The sequence below is a fragment of the Cupriavidus sp. 05T313 genome (assembly GCF_056396665.1).
Genome location: NZ_JBFTLX010000454.1, coordinates 1 through 2,378 on the forward strand (window position 1 = coordinate 1; position 2,378 = coordinate 2,378).

The following is a 2,378-nucleotide window of genomic DNA, read 5'->3' on the forward strand; positions in this document are numbered from 1 at the left end:
CTATGGCGATGGCTATGGCGATGGGCGAAACGGCGACACAGCGGAAAGGACTCTGGCTGGGTGCGGAAGAAGTACTATGCATCGGTCGGGGAACGGCACTGGGTGTTCGGGACCACGGTAACAAAGGCGGGTGGTAGTAGCTACTGGAAGGAGTTGTACTCGCTTTCGAGTACGATCATTCAACGGCACACTAAGATCAAAGGGAGCTACAACCCCTTTGATCCCGAGCAGGAGCAGTATGGCGAAAAGTTGCGACAGGAGCGCATGCAATCAAGCATGTCGCACCGAAAGCAGTGGATCAAGCTGTATCTGTCCCAGCGAGGGCTGTGTGCGGTGTGTCAGTGCAAGATAACCAAAGAGACCGGGTGGGAAGATCACCACTTGGAACCGCGCATTCTCGGCGGGTCCGATGCTCTAGGGAATCGCGTGCTGCTGCACCCGAACTGCCACATCCAAGTTCACCACTACGGTCAAACTGTTGTGAAACCGGTGTTTAATTAACATTTGCAGAAGACATGAGCCGTATGCGGGGAAACTCGCACGTACGGTTCCTCGGGGGGGATGGGTCAGCAATGACCTGTCCCTACCCTCCACACTCCGGCCTGCGCGCATTCGTGCGCGGGCTTTTTTGTTTCATTCCTCTATGACACAACGCGTCCGCACCCGCTTCGCGCCGAGCCCGACCGGCTTCATTCACCTCGGCAATATCCGCTCCGCGCTCTACCCCTGGGCCTTTGCACGCCGCATGAAGGGCGATTTCATCCTGCGCATCGAAGACACGGACGTCGAGCGTTCGTCTCAGGAGTCGGTGGACGTGATCCTGGAGGGCATGGCCTGGCTCGAGCTCGATATCGACGAAGGCCCGTTCTATCAGATGCAGCGCATGGACCGCTATCGCGAGGTGGTCAAGCAGATGCTGGGCAGCGAGCTGGCCTATCCCTGCTACATGAGCACGGAGGAACTGGATGCGCTACGCGACGCGCAGCGCGAGCGCGGCGAGAAGCCGCGCTATAACGGCTTCTGGCGCCCCGAGCCGGGCAAGGTCCTGCCGCAGCCGCCGGCCGGGGTGCRGCCAGTGATCCGCTTCAGGAATCCCATTGGCGGCAGCGTGGTCTGGGACGACGCGGTCAAAGGGCGCATCGAGATATCGAACGACGAGCTCGACGACCTGGTGATCGCCCGCCCGGACGGCACGCCCACCTATAACTTCTGCGTGGTGGTCGATGACCTCGATATGCAGATCACCCACGTGATTCGCGGCGACGATCACGTCAACAACACGCCGCGGCAGATCAACATCATCCGCGCACTCGGCGGTACGCCGCCTGTCTATGCCCACTTGCCGACCGTGCTCAACGAGCAGGGCGAAAAGATGAGCAAACGCCATGGCGCCATGGCCGTGACCGGCTATCGCGACGAAGGCTATCTGCCCGAGGCCGTGCTCAACTACCTGGCCCGCCTGGGCTGGGCGCATGGCGACGCCGAGATCTTCTCGCGCGAGCAGTTCGTAGAGTGGTTTGACCTGGAGCACCTGGGCAAGTCGCCGGCGCAGTACAACCCCGAGAAGCTGGCCTAGCTCAACAACCACTACATCAAGGTGGGCGACAACGCGCGCCTGGCTGGGCTGACCCAACCGTTTATCGAGGCGCTGGGCGGCAAGGTGGAGGGTGCCAGTCTGGAAGGTGTCATCGCGCTGGTGAAGGATCGAGCCAATACCTTGAAAGATGTGGCGCAGGCGGCGATGCTGTTCTATCGCGGCGAGCCGCAAGCTGACCCGGTGCTCAAGGCCGAGCATCTCAACGCCGATATCCTGCCGGCGCTGCAGGCCCTGGCTGCACGGCTGGCGGCCCTGACGGAATGGAAGCGGGAGGACATCAGCGCAGCATTCAAGGCCGTGCTGGCCGAGTTCGGCCTGAAGATGCCGAAGCTGGCCATGCCGGTGCGCCTGCTGGTGGCGGGACAGTTGCAGACCCCCGCCATCGACGCCGTGCTGGAGTTGTTCGGGCGCGACACCGTGCTGCGTCGCATCCAGGCCGGACTCGCCTGAGGAAGTTTGCAAAAAATCCTGGCGGGGGCTTGCGCTTTTGCCAGGACTTGAGCATAATCTCGTTCTCCCTGCAGCGCGGAAAAAACCAAGCGGGCTTAACGGATGGAGGCGATAGGTAGTAATTTCGCAGTAATGCGGATCGCTGAAAAAGTTAAAAAAAGGGTTGTCGAAAAGCAGGGTTGTTTATATAATCTTGCTTTCGCCGAAACGAAGAAACAAACGCGAAACGGCGGCGGCAGGTAGTGAATTAGTAGTGTTGTACCATGGGGCTATAGCTCAGCTGGGAGAGCGCTTGCATGGCATGCAAGAGGTCAGCGGTTCGATCCCGCTT

1 protein-coding gene and 1 pseudogene are annotated in these 2,378 nt (G+C 60.3%); both read left to right on the forward strand.

Annotated features, from left to right (window positions below):
* Nucleotides 1–501: HNH endonuclease signature motif containing protein (locus AC1DKD_RS40690; RefSeq protein WP_477144692.1), on the forward strand; the 501-nt coding region annotated here is incomplete at its 5' end.
* Nucleotides 502–643: 142 nt separating this feature from the next.
* Nucleotides 644–2,047, forward strand: a pseudogene (gene gltX / locus AC1DKD_RS40695) (glutamate--tRNA ligase).
* The last annotated feature ends 331 nt before the right edge of the window (nucleotides 2,048–2,378 follow it).